Source organism: Chryseobacterium mulctrae (genome assembly GCF_006175945.1).
Taxonomy (GTDB): Bacteria; Bacteroidota; Bacteroidia; order Flavobacteriales; family Weeksellaceae; genus Chryseobacterium; species Chryseobacterium mulctrae.
This window is the reverse complement of record NZ_VAJL01000001.1, coordinates 229,137-244,091: the sequence shown is the minus strand read 5'-3', so window position 1 is coordinate 244,091 and position 14,955 is coordinate 229,137. Positions and strand designations below refer to the sequence as shown.

Annotated in this window: 14 protein-coding genes; 9 read left to right on the top strand and 5 right to left on the bottom strand. The window is 35.2% G+C overall.

Going from position 1 to position 14,955, the window contains the following annotated elements; genetic code table 11:
* Positions 1-15: 15 nt before the first annotated feature.
* The 4 genes from FDY99_RS01080 to FDY99_RS01065 form a co-directional block, all read right to left on the bottom strand.
* Positions 16-243: a DUF6814 family protein gene (locus FDY99_RS01080; RefSeq protein WP_066679784.1), complete on the bottom strand. Its 228-nt coding sequence runs from the start codon at positions 241-243 to the stop codon at positions 16-18.
* Positions 244-287: 44 nt separating this feature from the next.
* Positions 288-1,868: an MFS transporter gene (locus FDY99_RS01075; protein ID WP_139418723.1), complete on the bottom strand. Its 1,581-nt coding sequence runs from the start codon at positions 1,866-1,868 to the stop codon at positions 288-290.
* 45 nt (positions 1,869-1,913) lie between these two features.
* On the bottom strand, positions 1,914-3,293 hold the full coding sequence (locus FDY99_RS01070; RefSeq protein ID WP_139418722.1) for a porin: 1,380 nt from the start codon (positions 3,291-3,293) through the stop codon (positions 1,914-1,916).
* A 226-nt stretch (positions 3,294-3,519) separates the two neighbouring features.
* Positions 3,520-3,936 carry an IS1/IS1595 family N-terminal zinc-binding domain-containing protein gene (locus FDY99_RS01065; RefSeq protein WP_102981257.1) on the bottom strand — a complete coding sequence of 139 codons (417 nt, stop codon included), beginning with the start codon at positions 3,934-3,936 and terminating at the stop codon, positions 3,520-3,522.
* A 160-nt stretch (positions 3,937-4,096) separates the two neighbouring features.
* Here FDY99_RS01065 and FDY99_RS01060 point away from each other — a divergent pair, with 160 nt between their 5' ends.
* From FDY99_RS01060 to argH, 8 genes are all read left to right on the top strand, one after another.
* Entirely contained in the window at positions 4,097-4,696 is a 600-nt protein-coding gene (locus FDY99_RS01060; protein ID WP_139418721.1) for a GNAT family N-acetyltransferase, read from the top strand.
* Entirely contained in the window at positions 4,668-5,864 is a 1,197-nt protein-coding gene (gene argG / locus FDY99_RS01055; RefSeq protein ID WP_139418720.1) for an argininosuccinate synthase, read from the top strand. The genes FDY99_RS01060 and argG overlap by 29 nt, the downstream gene beginning before the upstream one ends.
* Before the next feature lie 76 nt (positions 5,865-5,940).
* On the top strand, positions 5,941-6,921 hold the full coding sequence (argC, locus tag FDY99_RS01050) for an N-acetyl-gamma-glutamyl-phosphate reductase (RefSeq protein ID WP_139418719.1): 981 nt from the start codon (positions 5,941-5,943) through the stop codon (positions 6,919-6,921).
* 323 nt (positions 6,922-7,244) lie between these two features.
* Complete coding sequence (locus tag FDY99_RS01045; RefSeq protein WP_139418718.1) at positions 7,245-8,384, top strand: aspartate aminotransferase family protein; 1,140 nt, start codon at positions 7,245-7,247, stop codon at positions 8,382-8,384.
* Between the two features lie 281 nt (positions 8,385-8,665).
* Positions 8,666-9,622: an N-acetylornithine carbamoyltransferase gene (locus FDY99_RS01040; RefSeq protein ID WP_139418717.1), complete on the top strand. Its 957-nt coding sequence runs from the start codon at positions 8,666-8,668 to the stop codon at positions 9,620-9,622.
* Between the two features lie 96 nt (positions 9,623-9,718).
* Entirely contained in the window at positions 9,719-10,513 is a 795-nt protein-coding gene (gene argB / locus FDY99_RS01035; RefSeq protein ID WP_139418716.1) for an acetylglutamate kinase, read from the top strand.
* The gene (locus FDY99_RS01030; protein ID WP_139418715.1) at positions 10,488-11,570 is read left to right on the top strand and encodes a M20 family metallo-hydrolase; all 1,083 of its coding nucleotides are present in this window, start codon (positions 10,488-10,490) and stop codon (positions 11,568-11,570) included. Before argB ends, FDY99_RS01030 begins: the two co-directional genes overlap by 26 nt.
* A 267-nt stretch (positions 11,571-11,837) precedes the next feature.
* A complete protein-coding gene (gene argH / locus FDY99_RS01025; protein WP_139418714.1) occupies positions 11,838-13,142 on the top strand; it encodes an argininosuccinate lyase in 1,305 nt (434 codons plus the stop codon).
* A gap of 128 nt (positions 13,143-13,270) precedes the next feature.
* Here the strand turns inward: argH and FDY99_RS01020 are convergent, their stop codons facing one another.
* Positions 13,271-13,732, bottom strand: coding sequence for an Lrp/AsnC family transcriptional regulator (locus FDY99_RS01020; RefSeq protein ID WP_074228221.1), 462 nt, complete (start codon positions 13,730-13,732; stop codon positions 13,271-13,273).
* A gap of 243 nt (positions 13,733-13,975) precedes the next feature.
* Here FDY99_RS01020 and FDY99_RS01015 point away from each other — a divergent pair, with 243 nt between their 5' ends.
* Positions 13,976-14,866: an aspartate carbamoyltransferase catalytic subunit gene (locus tag FDY99_RS01015; protein ID WP_139418713.1), complete on the top strand. Its 891-nt coding sequence runs from the start codon at positions 13,976-13,978 to the stop codon at positions 14,864-14,866.
* The last annotated feature ends 89 nt before the right edge of the window (positions 14,867-14,955 follow it).

The window sequence follows — 14,955 nt, the reverse complement described above, 5'->3', positions numbered from 1 at the left end:
TCTATCGTTTATAGTTTAAACTTTATCGTCAGAGTATTCTCCTGTTAAAGAATAATATCCGAAGATTGCCATTCCGCCTGTTACGATCGGTACCAATACAAAAAGTATAATGATTCCGAATACAAGGTCCTCCTGTTTTCCTGAAGTGAGTTTAGGTACGCCCATCACTGTTATTCCGAAGTAGGCAACAACTAAGGCGGCTAAAATCCAGACAATGCCTAATATTTTTTTTAATCCGTTCATTTTAGTAGATTTAAAATTAATAAATTTTTAAGTGATTATCCCTATTAATCGTGGATATTGTTGTTCTTATTTTTAAGGTAGATCAATCCGATGACCAAACAGACTGCGGCAACTCCAATCGGATACCAAAGTCCTTCAAGATACCAGGTTGGATGTCCTGCATCTTTTCCGGAAGTTACGAGATAAGTGGCAACTGCAGGAAGTAGTCCTCCAAAAACCCCATTACCAATATGATACGGTAAAGACATCGAGGTGTAACGGATCCTCACAGGGAACATTTCAACTAAGAATGCTGCAATCGGGCCGTAAACCATCGTTACGAAAATCACCTGAATAAATACAAGGAATACCAAATACCATCTTGTGTCGTCGTTCAAAGTAATAGCTGTGGAAACTTTCGGCTCTTCAGCTTTTCCGTCTTTCATTACCGGACCTGTTGCAGACCAGTGAATGATACTGTCTTTTTTAATTAAAGTTCCGTCGGTGAAAGTAGTTTCTTTATGGAAAGTAACTAAGCTGTCTGTTGCGATTTCTTTATGAATTGCTGCAACTCTGGTTTCTTTAATGCCGTCACTCGCCACCGTTTTTGCTTCAATGTTTACACTTTTGTACATAGCATCATAAATCGGTCTGTAGGCTAAAATAGCAACCAACATTCCGGTCATCATAATTGCTTTTCTTCCAATTTTATCTGAAAGCCAGCCGAAGAATACGAAGAAAGGAGTTCCCATCAATAAAGCTGTTGCCATTAAATAGTCTACCTGCATTGAGTTGATATTCATTACTTTTTGGAGGAAACTCATGGCGTAAAATTGTCCTGTATACCAAATTACACCTTGTCCCATCGCTGCTCCGAATAATGCCAATAAGACAAACTTGAAGTTGAATTTATTACCGAAACTTTCTTTTAAAGGATTTTTAGAAGTTTTTCCTTCACTTTTAGCCTTTGCAAAAAGCGGAGACTCCTTCATGTTTTTTCTGATGAAATAAGAAACTCCCACCATTAAAATTGAGATCCAAAATGGAACTCTCCATCCCCAGGAATCAAAATCTTCAGCAGAAAGTGTATTTTTTGTAATTAAAATAACAATTAAAGAAATGAAAAGCCCTGCAGTTGCGGTAGTTTGAATCCATGAAGTCCAGTAACCTCTTCGGTGTGGCTGTGAATATTCCGCAACATAAGTTGCTGCTCCACCGTATTCACCTCCCAAAGCTAAACCTTGTAAAAGTCTTAAAATTAAAACTAAAACTGGCGCCAAATATCCTATAGTTTCATATCCAGGAATACATCCAATCAGAAAGGTGGAGAATCCCATGATTAATAAAGTCACGAGAAAAGTATATTTCCTTCCGATAATATCTCCCAATCTTCCGAAGAATAAAGCTCCGAAAGGTCTTACTACAAATCCTGCTGCAAAAGTTGCCAGTGTAGATAAAAATGCTGCGGTAGGATTGTCTGCGGGGAAAAATTTTGTCGCTAAAACGACGGCTAAACTTCCGAAAATATAGAAATCATACCATTCTATCAAGGTTCCGAGAGATGATGCAGTGATGACACTCCAGATGGTGCGGTTTTTCTGCTTATCTGTCATATTTTCGTAAGCATCGTGGTGTTGTTCGCTCATATCACTAGATTTTTTTGTTTAAATTATTATAATGGAAATTAATTTTTATAGATAGATCTGAAGTTGTACAATAAATTCTCCTTTGGATTTCGGACTCTCAGTTGGGCTTGTGTAAACCGGTCTTGTAGAGTATTGTGTGGTAATTTTCGCATGATGACCGTCTAAAAACCAGTTGGCTCCCACATCAAACTGTGAAGATGGTTTGTCGAATGCTTCAAAATCTTTGTAAGTATAGGCTGCAAAAGGCTGAATTCTGACTTTCGGTTTTTCTGCCTGATTGGGAAGTAACAAACCCGCTTGAGCATAAACTACATTTCCTGTACCGATCATCGGCTGTAAATTTCCAGGACCTGCCAAAGCTCTTTGTCCGACAAAATTCGGGTCGTTCGCTGCAATATTCATGGTTCCTAAATTTCTAACGTAATTGGGTCCGAAATTATAGTTGAAATATCCTGCATAAGCCGAAACTGCCATTTTATTTTTTGCTTCACCTAAAGGAATGTCGGCAAAAGCATCTGCCGAAAGTAGCGTGATGTCGTGTTTTTCAATATTTGAGTTGACTGAAGTTCTTGTTCCCTCGGCTTGATGATAAAAACCAGCACCAACGTTGAAAACTTTTTTTGTCCCTAAGTAAGAACCTACTTTGAAAGGAAGAAGATTAGATTCTGTATCTAAAAATTGGTATTCAAAATAACCCGCTTTAGACCAATTGGGGTTTCCGTTGTTGTCAACTGCAACTTCATTTCCTGGAATTAAAGTATTTGAAGGAGTTAAATCTGTTGCGAATGGCTTGTTTAAACTCATTCGGTATTCAAACTTTCCATATTTACCTTTTGCGAAAACTCCCATTTGTCTTGCAAACTGGTCGGAATTATCAATTAAAGGCCAGCTGAAAATAGGAGAATCTACCGTAAGAAAGTTTAATGTTGAAGCCATTGTCATACGGGAAAGTCCCATGTAATAATGAAGTCCGCCTCCTAAAGTTAAGCTGAATTTCCCTGCTTCACCCGGCATAATTACGGCATATTCATTCCAGGCATCATGAAAGAAAAGTTGTGTTTTTTTGCCGTTTCCATAACCTCCTGTTCCGGTTGTTCCGGTTGCGCCACCGTTAATGAAAGTTTGATTATTCATTCCGAAATGCAATAAGATCATATAACGCTTGGTTACTTGTGCGTAAGCCAAAATACGGGCTCTTCGGTTTCCTAAATTCCAGGTATTGTCGGTAGGTTCACCTCCAACCATACTTCCGGGATTCATTTCTGTGTTCCTGATCCAGAACTGATCCCATAAAATAAATCTAACATATTTATCTCCTTCAAGATTTAAATTTATTTTTAAACCATTTCCATAATCAGGAGAGCCTTGACCGTATACAGAACAGCTAATTAAAGCTAATCCAATAAAACTTAATATTTTCTTCATAAATTATTAATTTTTTGGCTGTTATTTTGTGAAAGCCAAATTGTAATTAATAATTTAGTTATAAAAATTTAATATATATTTATGCTGTGTATATAGTTATGAATTATAAATGATGGATTATGAGTTCGAAAGTTCTTTTTTATTTTAAATTAAATTATTGATAATCATTGAATTAAGTTTTATAAAAAACTTATAACTTATAATTCATAACTCATCATTCAGAAAATTATTTCTTAAAACGCTCCCATTTGATCAACATATATTTATCTGCAAATTGGGTAATAATTAAACCGGAATCTTTAATGTTTTCTTCTTTGGCAATATATTCAATCAGCTCATTTTGTTTTAAAATTTTATAAACAGGATGAAAGCCTGAATGAGGAGGTCTTGTGATATTGTATTTCTTGATCCATGAACTGATTGTTACATGAGAAACGCCAATAATTCGCTCTATTTCACGGAAGCTCAATCCTTCAAGATATAGTTGCAAAGCTTTTGTTACGTAATAATCATCAATCTGTTTACCAAGTTTTTTTACCGTAAAATAATAGTTGCAGTCCTTACAATGAAACCTTTGTTTCTCATTGATAATTCCGCTTTTTACAATATTTGTACTCTTGCATTTCGGACAGTTATTTTCCATAACTATATTTTTTTAGCAAATATATAATAATTTAGCAAAATGTTAATTTACTGTAAAGATAAAATTACCTGTATATTAATTTAATTCGATAAAATTATCTTTTTAATTTGGTTTTTAAAGTTATTATGTTTTAAATTTGCCAAAAAATTCAGATAAATAAATGGAAATAGAAATTTCCTCGTCCATGCATCTAATGTATGTGAGTGAAATACAGCAGGAAATGTATGATTCTGCACAGCGAAGAGGGACGGGTATTGCAAAACGTTCTATAGAATATTTAAGTAAAAAGATTTCAGAAGGCAATGCTGTTGTAGCCACTGAAAATGGAGAGTGGGTGGGTTTCTGTTATATTGAAACCTGGTCGCATGGTCAGTTTGTGGCTAACTCTGGATTAATTGTTTCTCCAAAATTCAGGCATGGAGGTATTGCAACCTTGATCAAAGATAGAGTGTTTGCTTTGTCAAGAGAGAAATTTCCGAATGCGAAAATATTTGGCTTGACAACAGGTCTTGCTGTGATGAAAATTAACAGTGATTTAGGGTACAAACCTGTAATTTATTCTGAATTGACACAAGATGAGGAATTTTGGAACGGTTGCAAGAACTGTGTGAATTATGAAATTTTAATGAAAAAGGAACGTAAGAACTGTCTTTGTACAGCAATGCTTTTCGTTCCCGATAATAATAAAGTAAATGAGGTTGTAAATGATCAACCCGAAAATCAATATCAAAATGAGCAAGAAAGTAATCTTAGCGTTTAGCGGAGGTTTAGATACCTCTTACTGTGCCAAATATCTGAGTGAAACACTTGGATATGAGGTATATGCAGTGACTGTAAATACCGGAGGTTTTTCTAAAGAAGAAGAAAAAGAACTGGAAAAAAAAGCCTTCAATCTTGGGGTGAAAGAATACAGGTGCGTAGATGCTCAGGAAGATTATTACAATTCTTGTGTAAAGTATTTGATTTTCGGTAATGTGTTGAAAAACAATACCTATCCTTTGTCTGTAAGTGCAGAACGTACGATTCAGGCTCAGAAAATTGCAAAGTTTGCGATTGAAGTTGGAGCTGATGCGATTGCTCACGGAAGCACAGGTGCGGGAAATGACCAAGTTCGTTTCGATTTGATCTTCCAGGTAATGTGTCCGAATGTAGAAATTATTACGCCAATTCGTGATATGGCTTTATCCCGTGAAGAAGAAATTGAGTTTTTGAAAAACCACGGTTATGAAATGGAATTCCAAAAAGCACAATATTCTGTAAATAAAGGACTTTGGGGAACATCAGTTGGCGGAAAAGAAACCTTGACTTCAAGAAACTATTTGCCGGAAGAAGCTTTTCCATCTCAAATTAAAGAAACTCAGCCTTCAGAATTGGAAATCGAGTTTAAAAATGGTGAAGTTGTAGCAGTTAATGGAGAAAATTTTGAACATTCGGTTTATGCAATTCAAAAGATTGAAAAATTAGCTTCTGTTTACGGAATCGGTCGTGATATCCACGTTGGAGACACGATTGTCGGAATTAAAGGAAGAGTAGGGTTTGAAGCAGCTGCGGCGTCTGTGATCATCAAAGCGCATCATTTATTGGAGAAACATACGCTTTCAAAATATCAGCAGATGATGAAATCTCAATTGTCTGATTGGTACGGAAACTGGCTTCACGAAGCACTTTTCTTAGATCCTGTGATGAGAAATATCGAGTCTTTCTTAGATGATTCTCAGAAAACAGTTAGCGGAAAAGTATTTGTAACGCTTCATCCCTATAGATTTATCTTAAATGGAATTGAATCTAAGTATGATCTAATGTCTGATAAATTCGGAAGCTATGGCGAAGCAAATAGAGCATGGACGGGCGAAGATGTGAAAGGCTACACGAAAATCGTAAGCAATTCTTTAAATATATATCATCAGATTAATCAAAATATAAATTAATTCAACGGGAAGTCCCGAAGGGACGACTTAAATCAGGGTAGGATGAAAATCCTATCAAAAATAATTATTGAAAAAAATGATTAATCAAAAAGAAATAAAAACAGCAGGAATCATCGGAGCCAACGGTTACACAGGAAGCGAACTGGTTCGTCTGTTGGCTTTTCATCCCAATGTGTCTTTGAGTTTTTTATATAGTCGTTCAAATTCGGGGACAAGAATTTCAGATCTGTACCCGGATTTAGCGACGGTTTGTGAAATGGTTTTAACAGATCAGCCTGAAGAGGTAGATATTTTATTTTTATGTCTTCCTCACAAAGAAAGTCAGAATTGGCTAGCTCAAAATGGGGTAAAAGATGAAACGTTGGTCATCGATTTAGGAAATGATTTTCGTTTAGAGGGAGATTTCGCAAACAGAAATTTTATCTACGGATTACCTGAAATCAACAAAAAACAACTCTTAGGAGCGAAAAGTATTGCCAATCCTGGATGTTTTGCAACGGCAATTCAATTGGCTTTGCTTCCATTAGCTCAAAAAGGTTTGTTGAATGAAGTGCACTCAACGGGAATTACAGGTTCTACAGGAGCGGGTCAGTCTTTGCAGCCGACGACCCATTTTACCTGGAGGAATGATAATATTTCGGCTTATAAAACTCTGACACATCAACATGTAGATGAGATCTTACAGCAGTTAGTTTCTTTTAATAAAAATGAGATCAGTCTGAATTTTGTTCCATGGAGAGGGGATTTTGCAAGAGGGATTTTTACGAGTTCCACGGTAAAAACAGATTTAGAACTTTCAGATATCAATCAATTGTTTAAGGATTTTTATGCAGATGAACCTTTTGTAAAGGTAAGTGAAAAAGCAATTGATTTAAAACAGGTTGTCAATACCAATCGCTGTATGATTCATATAGAAAAGAGTGGAAATGTTGCGGTTATTCACTCAGCGATTGACAATTTGTTGAAAGGAGCTTCCGGACAGGCGGTTCAAAACGTGAATATTGCAATGGGTTGGGAAGAAAATTCAGGACTGAATTTAAAACCAATTGCGTTTTAGATATGAATTAAAATGTGAATTGTCAATAAGTCAATAGTGAATTTTAAAAGCTTGCATCAAAACCGTCCTAGGAAAATGGAGCGTTAAGAAAATTGAAATTTAATCCGTTAAGAAATTCCCACTGTTTGAGCACGAGGCAAGCTTTCAATCGAAGAACAAATCTTCAATTCGTGCGAGTTTTGGGGATTTTAGGATTTAATTTAAATTTTTAGCGGAAGTTTCCAGTCTTGAACTTTTGTTTTTTTTGTTTCAAGACAAAAGAAAATATAATAAAATGAAGTTGTAAAACCAGCAACTATCAACCAACAACAATCAACTAGAAAATGAATTTATTCAATGTATATCCATTATTCAACATAAATCCGGTAAAAGCTCAGGGATCATTTCTTTGGGACGATAAAGGAGAAAAATACCTTGATTTTTACGGAGGTCACGCGGTAATTTCTATCGGGCACAACCATCCGCATTATCAAACTCAATTAAAAAACCAGTTAGATAAAATATCTTTCTATTCAAATTCGGTTCAGAATGAATTGCAAACTGAACTAGCTGATAAATTAGGAAAACTTTCGGGTTTGGAAGATTATAATTTATTTCTGTGTAATTCAGGAGCTGAAGCGAACGAAAATGCTTTAAAACTGGCTTCTTTCCATAACGGAAAAAGCAAAGTATTGTATTTTTCACGTTCATTTCATGGAAGAACTTCAGCAGCGGTTTCTGTGACTGATAATCCTAAAATTGTCGCTCCAGTAAACTATGACGAAAGATTTATTAAGTCTGAATGGAATAATATAGAACAGCTTGAAGCCGTTTTTGAAAATCAAGGAAGTGAAATCTCATCTGTAATTATTGAAGGAATTCAAGGCGTTGGAGGAATTATGATTCCAACGGTTGAATTTTTAACGAAAATCAAAGAACTGTGCGAAAAATACGATGCGGCTTTGATTTTAGATGAAGTTCAGTCAGGTTATGGAAGAAGCGGATATTTCTTTGCTCATCAGGAATTTGGAATTGAAGCAGATCTCATCACAACAGCAAAAGGAATGGGGAATGGTTTCCCAATCGGTGCCGTATTGATTCATCCTAAATTTAAAGCAAGCAATGGCTTATTGGGAACAACTTTTGGCGGGAATCATTTAGCTTGTGTTGCTGCGATTGCTGTACTAGATGTGATGAAAGATGAAAATCTCATCGAAAATGCTCAGGAAATGGGCGAATATATTGAAAATGAAATTAAAGATTTTCCACATATTAAAACCATCCGAAGGAAAGGCTTGATGATTGGGATTGAACTCGACAGGGATTGCTCGGAAGTGAGGAATAGCCTGTTGTACAATCATCATATTTTCACAGGAAACTCTAATGATAAGGCTGTGTTGAGGATTCTTCCGGCGCTTAACATTAAAAAAGAAGAAACTGATCTTTTTATTAATGCTTTAAAAGAAGTATTGGAGAATATTTAAACTGTGAAAATTATGCGTTCTGTCATTCTGAATGGAACGAAGTGGAGTGAAGAATCTTTAAATATATAGTTGAAATTCTTCCTTCGTCAGAATGACAAGCAAAACCTTCAATTGCTGAGTGAAACGCCTTTGCGAACGAAAATGTTTTCAAGTTTAATTAAAAAAAACTTCGCGAACCTAGCGTTAAAAACTCAGATAACATGTAAGATAAAAAATCTTTAAAATCAATTCAAAATGAAATGGATATTCCGTTTGTCCATTGAAAAAATAAAAATTTCCAAATGAAAAAATTCACCTCTGTAAGTGATGTTAAAAACTTACAAGACATTATAAAAAAAGCTTTACAAATTAAAGAAAACCCTCTTTCGGAAACCGAAAAGGGAAAAGGAAAAACCATCGGACTCGTATTTTTAAATTCAAGTTTGAGAACCCGTTTAAGCAGTCAGATTGCAGCGCAAAATTTAGGCTTAAATGTATTAACGTTAAACGCAGCTCAAGAGGCCTGGAATCTGGAATTTGCGGACGGTGCTGTAATGAACGGAGATACGGTTGAACATATCAAAGATGCTATCGAAGTATTAAATCAATATTGTGACATCATTGCAGTGCGTTGTTTTGCAGGAATGAAAAGCAAGGAAGATGATGTTAACGAAAGTATTTTAAGCCAGTTCGAGCAACATGCAAAAGTTCCGGTTATCTCTTTGGAATCTGCAACTCGTCACCCTTTGCAAAGTTTGGCAGATTGTATCACGATTACAGAAAACTGGAAAAAAGAACATAAGCCGAAAGTGGTGTTGACCTGGGCTCCTCACATTAAACCTATTGCTCATGCGGTTGGAAATTCTTTTGCAGAATGGATGCAGGAAATGGATGTTGAGTTGGTAATTGCGAATCCGGAAGGGTATGATTTGGATAAAAATTTCACAAAAGATGTAAAAGTGATTCATAATCAGGATGAAGCGTTGAAAGATGCAGATTTTATTTATATAAAAAACTGGTCGTCTTTTGATGATTATGCAACAATGCCTGAAGTGAAAGAAAACTGGATGTTGACGAATGAAAAACTGGAAAACACCAATCAGGCAAAAGTAATGCACTGTCTTCCGGTTCGTCGAAATGTAGAATTGAGTGATGAGGTGATGGACGGTAAAAACTCTATCATTTATCAACAGGCAAAAAACCGAATTTTCTCAGCTCAGGCTGTTTTCTCTGAAATTTTGGATGAAGTGAATTCTTAACAACTAGACCTCATAGGTTTTAAAATCTATGAGGTTTACAATCGCAAACCTTGTCAAGGTTTTAAACCTTGACAAGGTTCTCAAAAAAGGTTTGTAATGAAAGAAAAATTATACATTATAAAAATCGGCGGTGCTTTAATTGATGATGAGGAATTATTGAACGAATTTCTGGAGCAGTTTTCTAATATTCAGGAAAAGAAAATTCTGGTTCATGGAGGGGGGAAATTAGCGACCACGTTGGCTGATAAACTAGGCGTTGAACAAAAAATGATTAACGGACGAAGAATCACAGATAAAGATACATTGGATATTGTAGCAATGGTATATGCGGGAGGAATCAACAAAAATATTGTGGCGAAACTTCAGCATAAAAAATGCAAAGCAATGGGGTTTTCGGGGGCTGATGCCAACTTAATTAAGGCTAAAAAAAGAGAACACGCCGAAATAGATTTCGGGTTTGTAGGAGATATTACTGAAAAAAGCGTCAACAGAAAGTTGATTTCAAAGTTATTGAAGCTTGAATTGGTTCCTGTATTCTCAGCGATTACTCATGATAAAAAAGGACATCTTTTTAATACAAATGCAGACACGATTGCTTCGGTGATTGCTCAGGCTTTATCAATAAAATATGATGTTGAATTGTTGTATTGTTTCGATAAAGAAGGCGTTTTGGAAGATGTAAACAATCCAGAATCTGTTATAAAAAATATTTCCGAAGGAGAGTTTTCAATCTTAAAAGAGGAAGGGAAACTTCATAAAGGAATTCTTCCAAAGTTAGAAAACGCTTTGGGAGCTGTGAAAAATAAAGTCAATAAGGTATTCTTAATTAAAGAAACCGAACTAAAAAACCATATAGAAAATCATCATGCAGGAACTGAAATCTGTTTATAATAAAGAAGAATTACTGAATAACGCAGTAGATTTGTTGAAAAAACTGATTGAGATTCCGTCATTCAGCAAGGATGAATTTAATACGTCGATGGAGATTGAAAATTTTTTCAAAAAACATCAGATTCCAACAAAACGTTTTAAAAATAATATCTGGGCGGTGAACAAAAATTTTGATGTTTTCAAGCCGTCAATTTTGTTGAATACCCATCATGACACGGTAAAACCAAATAAAGCTTACACTTTAGATCCGTTTCTTGCCATTGAGAAGGATGGAAAGTTATTCGGATTGGGAAGTAATGATGCGGGGGCTTCTCTGGTTTCGATGGCGCAGGTTTTTTTGCATTTTTTTGATAAAGAAGATTTAAAATATAATTTAGTTATTGCTTTGACGGCAGAGGAGGAGATTTCAGGGTTTGATGGGATTGAAGCTTTATTTCCGCAGCTCCCGAATGTGGAGCTTGCCATTGTAGGGGAACCAACGCAGATGAATCTGGCGATTGCGGAAAAAGGACTTTTGGTCATTGATGGAGAAATGAAAGGAACTCCTTCTCACGCCGCTCATCCGAATGATGATAATTCGATTGTAAAATGCATGGAAGATTTGCAGCAAATTTTAAGCTTTAAATTTCCAAAAGTTTCGGATTATTTGGGAGAGGTTAAGGTGACACTTTCGGGAATTCATGCCGGAGTTCAGCATAATGTCGTTCCAGAATCGTGTGCTTTTACTTTGGATGTGAGAGTTACGGATGAATATTCTAATAAAGAAGCGTTTGAAATCATTCAATCGCAGATGAAATCGACTTTAACGGCAAGGTCTTTCAGATTAAATTCATCAAAAATCGAAATGGAACATCCATTCGTACAGGCTGGTTTGGAAATTGGTAGGACAACTTATGGCTCTCCAACTTCATCCGATCAAGCAATCATTCCTTGTACATCGGTAAAAATCGGTCCTGGTGACAGTAGGCGCTCGCACACTGCGGATGAATTTATTTTCATCGAAGAAATTGCGGAAGGAATTGAGATTTACATCCAAATTTTAGAAAAAGTTTTATAGGCGGGAAGCTGGATGATGGAAGTTTCCTAAACGCAAAAATATTGACTTAGGAAACGGAGGCGTTAAGAAAATTGAAATTTAATCCGTTAAAAAATTCCCACTGTTTGAAGCGCGACACTAATTTTAAATTGAGGAACAAATGTTGAATTCGCGCAAGTTTTGGGGATTTTAGGATTTAATTTTAATTTTTAGTCGGAGTTTCCAGTCTTGAATTTTTGTTTCTTTTGTTTCAAGACAAAAGAAAATTTTAAATAAAAAAAGAATTTTATGAAAAAAATATGGCAAAAAGACAACAATGCCACTAATATATTAGTTAACAAATTTACAGTTGGGAAAGACCTGGACTTTGATGAGCGTTTGGCAAAATACGATGTTCAAGGTTCGATGGCGCATTGTACAATGTTGGCAGAAGTCGGAATTATTTCGAATGAAGAATCAAAGCAGATGTTATCTGTTTTGGGAGAGATTTTAGAAGATATCGAAAATGGAACTTTTGAAATCGATAAAACTGCGGAAGACATTCACTCGCAAGTTGAATCTATCTTAATTGAAAAATTAGGAGATACAGGAAAGAAAATTCACACAGCACGTTCGAGAAATGATCAGGTTTTATTAGATATTAAATTGTATTTGGTTGATGAGATCCGTGAAATCACAGCTTTGACCGATGAATTTTTTCAAATCTTAATTAAACTGGCAGAACAGCATAAAAATGTTTTGCTTCCGGGTTATACGCATTTACAGATTGCGATGCCATCATCGTTTGGATTATGGTTTGGAGCTTATGCAGAAGCGTTGTTAGATGATGTCGAAATGTTATTTTCGGTTAAAAATATCATTAATAAAAATCCACTGGGTTCCGCTGCAGGATATGGTTCGTCTTTCCCGATTGACCGTGAGAGTACGACCTATAATTTAGGTTTTCAGTCGATGAACTATAATTCAGTTTATGCTCAAATGACGCGTGGGAAATCAGAGAAAATGCTGGCGATGGCAATGGCAACTTTGGCAGGAACTTTAGGTAAATTTTCTTATGATGTTTGTCTGTATTTAAGTCAGAATTTTGATTTTATAAGCTTTCCTAAAGAATTTACAACGGGAAGCAGCATTATGCCTCACAAGAAAAATCCTGATATTTTTGAGTTGGTTCGTGCCCGTTGCAACAGAATTCAGTCGTTACCGAATGAGTTTATTTTGTTGACGAACAATCTTCCATCAGGCTATCACCGAGATATGCAGCTGACGAAAGAAATTCTTTTCCCAGCAATTGATTCTTTAAAAGAATGTTTGGAAATTTTAAGTTATACATTACCAAATATTCAGGTGAAAGATGGAATTCTTGAAGACGAAAAGTATAAATATCTTTTCAGTGTAGAGAAAATTAATGAAGAAGTAAAAAACGGAAGTTCATTCCGTGATGCTTATGTAAAAGTAGGGCAGGAGATTGAAAATAATGAGTTTGATTTTGAAATAGGAAAGCTAAATCATACCCATCAGGGAAGTATTGGGAATCTTTGTCTGGATAAAATAGAATATCAGTTTAATAAACTAAAAAACAAATTGTTAGGTTAATGGTTTTAAGCTAAAACTATTCTTAAATGCTTCGATTCCGCTTAGCACGACACCGCTGGAAAATGACTTTAGTATTAGAAATGTCATGCTGAGCGAAGTCGAAGCATTTTCAAATGATTAAATATTTTTTAACCTAAATCAATCTTAAATTTAGTAGATTTTTTAACCTCGTGAAGTACGATAGAACTATGATATTGTCCGATATTAGGAATATTTGAAATTACATTTACCGTGAAATTATTGTAAGAATTGATGTCTTTAGCGATAATTTTCAGCATATAATCATATTCGCCTGAAAGGCTGATTATTTCCTGAACTTCATCGTGCTGCATAATGTTTTTCTCAAATGTTTCAAGCACTTTTTTAGATTGTTCTTTCAAACGAACATTGCAATAAACAACAATATTTAAACCCAGTTTTTCACGGTTCAAAAGTCCTACATACTTTTCGATGATTCCCTGTTTTTCCAGCTGTTTGATACGTTCATAAGTCGGAGTAAAGGTAAGACCAATCTTTTCTGAAATTTCTTTCACAGAATAGGTAGAGTCTTCCTGAATGATGCTGAGAATCATTTTGTCTTTTAAATCCATAAAAATGAGGTTGAGTTTTAACAAAAGTAGTATTTAAAAATGAAAATAAAGAGAGATTAAGATTTTTTAATTTTATAGGAATTTTGATTTTGTTAGTTCGCCAAAATGTTATATCTTTGCACCTAATGAATAACACAGTATTTATATCATTAGAATTACCGGGCGTAGACGCCCTTTACGATATTTATTTATTTTAAGCGAAGATATTTTCTTCGCTTTTTTTTTGTAAAAAATTAAGATATTATGTTTACGATTACAGAACTAAGTACCGAGAGAATCAACAGTATAGTAACAGAAGCACTGGCTTTTGCTAATGGAAAAACTGCTAAAATTGAAGGAGAAGTTTTTTGCTCAAATCTTTTCTTTGAAGACAGTACACGAACGAAAACAAGTTTTGATATTGCCGAAAGAAAATTAGGATTACAGGTGGTTCCTTTTGATGCGGCAAACAGTTCTGTTAATAAAGGTGAAAGTCTTTATGATACGGTAAAAACGATTGAAAGTCTTGGTGTAAATCTGGTTGTAATCAGAGATAAGAAAGACAGATATTTTGATGAATTAAAAAATATTACAATTCCCGTTATCAACGGAGGAGACGGAACAGGAAATCATCCTTCTCAATGTATGTTAGACTTGATGACAATCTATCAGGAATTTGGAAAATTTGAAGGTTTAAAAATAGGAATTGTAGGAGATGTAAAACACAGCCGAGTTGCTAATTCAAATGCAGAAGCATTAAGAAGATTAGGTGCCAAAGTTTATTTCTCAGGACCAGAACAATGGTTTGATGAAGGAGCTTTAATTAACGGGACTTATTTATCTGTTGATGAATTGATTAAAGAAGTTGATGTTTTGATGTTATTGAGGATTCAACACGAAAGACACGATGCGAAAATGAGCTTCTCTGCTTCAGAATACCACAGAAAATATGGTTTGACGAAAGAAAGAGAAAAAGCGATGAAAAAAGAAGCGATTATCATGCATCCAGCTCCAATCAACAGAGGAGTAGAAATTGATACAGACTTGGTAGAATGCGAACGCTCAAGAATTTTCAAACAAATGCAAAACGGCGTTTTCGCGAGAATGGCAATTTTAAAAGAAGCCTTAGAAAAAGAAGGATACACTTTTAAATAAGAGATTCGGGATACGAGTTTCGAGAAAAATAAACGCCCACAAACTCCCCTCCTTTGGAGGGGTGGCGAAAATTCAAAGAATTTTTGACG

Coding starts and splice junctions, on each gene's coding strand:
- FDY99_RS01080 (WP_066679784.1), bottom strand. CDS start 243: ATGAACGGATTAAAAAAAATATTAGGCATTGTCTGGATTTTAGCCGCC.
- FDY99_RS01075 (WP_139418723.1), bottom strand. CDS start 1,868: ATGAGCGAACAACACCACGATGCTTACGAAAATATGACAGATAAGCAG.
- FDY99_RS01070 (WP_139418722.1), bottom strand. CDS start 3,293: ATGAAGAAAATATTAAGTTTTATTGGATTAGCTTTAATTAGCTGTTCT.
- FDY99_RS01065 (WP_102981257.1), bottom strand. CDS start 3,936: ATGGAAAATAACTGTCCGAAATGCAAGAGTACAAATATTGTAAAAAGC.
- FDY99_RS01060 (WP_139418721.1), top strand. CDS start 4,097: ATGGAAATAGAAATTTCCTCGTCCATGCATCTAATGTATGTGAGTGAA.
- argG (WP_139418720.1), top strand. CDS start 4,668: ATGAGCAAGAAAGTAATCTTAGCGTTTAGCGGAGGTTTAGATACCTCT.
- argC (WP_139418719.1), top strand. CDS start 5,941: ATGATTAATCAAAAAGAAATAAAAACAGCAGGAATCATCGGAGCCAAC.
- FDY99_RS01045 (WP_139418718.1), top strand. CDS start 7,245: ATGAATTTATTCAATGTATATCCATTATTCAACATAAATCCGGTAAAA.
- FDY99_RS01040 (WP_139418717.1), top strand. CDS start 8,666: ATGAAAAAATTCACCTCTGTAAGTGATGTTAAAAACTTACAAGACATT.
- argB (WP_139418716.1), top strand. CDS start 9,719: ATGAAAGAAAAATTATACATTATAAAAATCGGCGGTGCTTTAATTGAT.
- FDY99_RS01030 (WP_139418715.1), top strand. CDS start 10,488: ATGCAGGAACTGAAATCTGTTTATAATAAAGAAGAATTACTGAATAAC.
- argH (WP_139418714.1), top strand. CDS start 11,838: ATGAAAAAAATATGGCAAAAAGACAACAATGCCACTAATATATTAGTT.
- FDY99_RS01020 (WP_074228221.1), bottom strand. CDS start 13,732: ATGGATTTAAAAGACAAAATGATTCTCAGCATCATTCAGGAAGACTCT.
- FDY99_RS01015 (WP_139418713.1), top strand. CDS start 13,976: ATGTTTACGATTACAGAACTAAGTACCGAGAGAATCAACAGTATAGTA.